Genomic DNA, 4,041 nt, shown 5'->3' on the forward strand with positions numbered 1-4,041 from the left:
CAAAATATGATATAATACAGAAAAAGTAAAAATAACAAAAGTAACTTACAGAAGTAAAAGAAAAAAAGTAAATAGATAGCCACGGCGGATATTCCTTTCATCGTTTAGAAGGAGTTGCTGTGGTTATCGTTGTCGCTGAGCTAATTAATTGCTCTTATTACTTAGATGAAGTTACTTTTATTATTGAATTAATTTGAATAATAATAACGATCAATGAAAGTACTCATCGATATTCCCTTTATGCAGTTTAGAGCACAAAGGAAAATAGTACTGATTTGATCGTTTTTTTCTGTATTGACATCATAAAACACAGTAAGAACCTTCAGTCATAATAAACAAGGAGGTAACATGAGATTTGTTGTATATAAACATTCGCTGATTCTAGGTGATAATAATATCGTTACAAAGCAATTGATTGCACTCAAACATGATGATGGCACATTACAATTCACTCATTTTCATAGATATGTAAAATCTTCCGCAAAAATTAAGTCTATCTCAGACAATGGCAACAAACGTTTTTCATACGTTGTTAAGTTTTTGAACTATATATTTGGAACAGTTGGGGTAAATAATCTTGATCAACTAACTTTTGAAATGGTCAAGGAATTTTTTACGCTTTATGGTTTAGCACAATTACCTGAAGATAGAACAAATAGAAAGAAAAGTACAGTCGAAAAATGCGTAAATGCCGTTCTTGACTTCTTAACTCTTTATTTAAGTGAGCGAGAGGGAAAGGCTAAGTTAAAAGCAGAAGAATTGTATTCTACGACAACTTTTACGAATAGTAGAGGACGGGTTATAAAGCGTAAAGAACCAAATTTTGAAATATACGTAAATGATAGCAACACTGAGAAAGCTATTTTTCGTGATATGCCAAATAGTGCTTTTGAGATGTTATTTTCTCACATAGCACACTATCATAAAGATCTACTCATGGTTGTGGCCTTGGGAGCCTTTGTTGGCTTAAGACCATCAGAAGCATGCAATGTAAGACGTGAAGATAGTCCTCTAGGGCCAGGTATTTTGTTTCACCAAAGTGATGGGCAAGTATTTAAGATTGAGATCGATCTACGAAAAGAAATACCTCTCCGAAGCGATTTAAAGCCAACTGGACGGATTAAAAAGGAAAGACTTCAAGCAGTACCTTATATCTTTCTGGAGGTCTTTTTAGACACTTATAATGACTATATGACTTATCTGGAAGGTAAGAAGTATGAGAAGGATTATGGACCTTTAAATCTTAACAGACGAGGAAAAGCATTATCATACGATGTATACTATCAACGATTTCGTAAGATTATTCGCGACGAAATGATCCCAATCTTCTTAAAATCTGATGATGCAGAGGTTGTCTTTTTTGGGCAGCTTTTGCAGGAGCATAATATTTCCCCACATATTTTCAGACACTGGTACACGACACAGTTAGTATTATCTGGGGTTTCTGAAATAAGTGAGCTTATGTCAGCAAGAGGTGATAAATCGCCTGAGAGTGCTTGGGTTTATCTACAAAACAAAGGAGAAATCGCAAAACAATATGGTCAAGTTAATAATGGTGTTTTTGACTATATGAATTGGCGAGCAAATGAACTTTTTGGTGATAAGTTAGAAAGGTAATGTATGACTTATTCAATTAAATCTTTGATCGAAAATCTGTTAAGTGAACTCGGAAAAAACGATATACAGTATAAAGGCAAAATTAGTAAGTTTTTAGTTGATAACAATTGGTTTAATATTGAGATTGATTTGGATAACTATTCTATCTCAGATAAAGATGCTCAATTATTAATAGAAAAAATAACCAATTATCTTCTTGGACCAACTGGTTTAGCAGGAATTCAGCCTATATTTAAACAAAAATTCCCATTAACTTACAAATATTTTCAGCAATACTCAGAAGATAGCAACTTATCTAAGGAAAACATGTTTTATGTTCAAGATTTTCTTGCTTTTTATCTTAAAAGAGATTTATTTCTCTGTAATGATAATGAGATTGAATTGTTGGTTGAAGAAGCAGTATATGCACTTGAAAAGCAAAAAGGCGAAGTTTTTATTGATTTTTTAAAGTGGTTAATGAATAAAATGAGATGTAACTATCACAAAAGATATGAATTTACACCTCGATACACATTAGAACAGGAGACTAACGCTTATGAGTTAGACGAATATTTAGAATTACTGTATTTTCTTTTTAATGACAATTACATTAGAAAAGAAGATATGCTTTATAAAGCAGCAATCTCAAAAGACTACGCAGATACCTGGCTATTTCTAGCACTTCATTTTATATGTGCGCTACGTGGAACAGATTTAGAACAACTTGGACATCCACAACTTCCTAGAACACCGAAAGAAGTTCTAAAATCAGTTAGAAGTGGTAATTGGAGTAGCAGTGAGGCAAGAAGAACTCTTTTAAGTATTACAACTCGTTTAACTTATTTAAATATTACTCCAAACAAAACAAAGCGAACTAAAAATATTAGTCAGATTAAATTTCAGGTCCCTGAGAGTTGTCAGGTATTGATTGGAACGTTGTTGGCTATCTGTGAAGCTCATTATCAGTTGAATAAAGATAATAATGATGAACCTTTAATTCGACAAATAAAAGAATATAAACGAATTAATCGATATATGGGGAAAGAAATTGGAGACTTATTTCTTGAAAGGAATTTTAGTTCTAGATCTGCAAATAAATCCTATCTTCAAACTGTTGCCATGTTAGCAGATGATGTTTTGCAAGAAAAATCTGAGTTAAATATTAAAGGCTATTTTTTAGCCGCATTAGCCCGTAGCCATAAAGGTTCATTCGATGAATTTGCACAAACTACAACAACGTACCTAAAAGATGCCCAACTAAGCCAGCTTAAACCAGAAATGGTTGCGAGAGAACTATTTGAACGAGGTGTTTTATCTATGATTCCATCAATGATCCTGACGATTGTAACTAGAGGAAAGTATAAAGAATTAAGTCCTAGTCAACAGACTCAGATGATTAAACAGTTAGATTTGACACCAAATGAGATTGAAAAAACATTGGCTTTAAGCATTCAGGCAGAAGTGAAATCGCAAAAGGCATTAAAGATTTTGGTAGAAGAAGAAGCAGAGCCTAATCAACTTCTTACTATTTGTCATCGTATAGGAAACGGTGAAGCCTTCTCAAAACAAGGTGAAAGCATGTGTCTTTTATCTGCGCTTGGAAAGATTTGTCCATATGACGATAGGCAACATTGCATCGGTTGTCATTATGAATTACAAACGAAATCTACTTTATTGTTATTAGTAGGAGAATTCAATCGTTTGAACAAACAATACTCTAGAGTTCGAACTGATTTAGAAAAAGGTAAAATTCGGAGTATTTTAGAAGAACAAATAAAACCTTGTTTAACTGAAATGTTGCAAGCTTTATGCGAGCAATATGGAGATGACGTGTTACATGATTACGAAGAAATAATAAAGGAGTTAATAAATTGAACAATCAAGCTAAACTTTTTAAAATTGAAAATTATTTTGAAACTTTTGACCGTGATTGTGTTCTGCGAGCAAAAGAAGTTTTCGATGACTATTTTGATAAAGGAATTATTCTAAGTTACGATTTTGATCATAAGAAATGGGAAACTACAAATGAATATGCCAATATTAGCCTGTTTTTTAACATTTCTGAATTTCAATATAGGAGATTTTATCAATCATTTTTTCAGTTGTCTTATAAGGAATTTATCAATTACTTAAAAAGTTTTATTGTTTTCTCAATGAAACAACATGTTTTAAAAACTTTACAGCTATTTCTAATGGATATTAAACAAATTATTAAAAATACAACCAAAGATACGTTTTTAGATTTAGAAAATATTTCTGTAAAATTTCCTGGTTTATGTATTGACTTTTTCTCAAATCTTCCCTGTTCAGATGATAGTCAACTAAATCAACTATTGGAGCAATTAGATAATAAATTAACTATCAACCTTCAAAAAAAGCAGAGGTCAAAACAGCAAAGACAATTAGCGCAATTTCAATCCTATTTTACTTTTAATGACATTTTAA

Annotated in this window: 2 protein-coding genes and 1 pseudogene; all 3 read left to right on the forward strand. The window is 31.8% G+C overall.

Translation table 11 applies throughout. The features are described 5' to 3' along the window. Positions 1–348: 348 nt before the first annotated feature. The gene (locus tag ADI76_RS10125) at positions 349–1,617 is read left to right on the forward strand and encodes a site-specific integrase (protein WP_049516295.1); all 1,269 of its coding nucleotides are present in this window, start codon (positions 349–351) and stop codon (positions 1,615–1,617) included. Between the two features lie 3 nt (positions 1,618–1,620). Continuing rightward, entirely contained in the window at positions 1,621–3,471 is a 1,851-nt protein-coding gene (locus ADI76_RS10130; protein WP_025197155.1) for a hypothetical protein, read from the forward strand. Beyond that, positions 3,468–4,041 (forward strand): annotated as a pseudogene (locus ADI76_RS10135) (hypothetical protein); the annotation flags it as partial. The gene ADI76_RS10130 and the pseudogene ADI76_RS10135, both read left to right, overlap by 4 nt.

The organism is Streptococcus parasanguinis (genome assembly GCF_001074805.1).
GTDB lineage: Bacteria > Bacillota > Bacilli > Lactobacillales > Streptococcaceae > Streptococcus > Streptococcus parasanguinis_A.

Excerpts from the sequence above, each read along its gene's own strand:
- ADI76_RS10130 (WP_025197155.1), top strand. The coding sequence starts at position 1,621 with ATGACTTATTCAATTAAATCTTTGATCGAAAATCTGTTAAGTGAACTC.
- ADI76_RS10125 (WP_049516295.1), top strand. The coding sequence starts at position 349 with ATGAGATTTGTTGTATATAAACATTCGCTGATTCTAGGTGATAATAAT.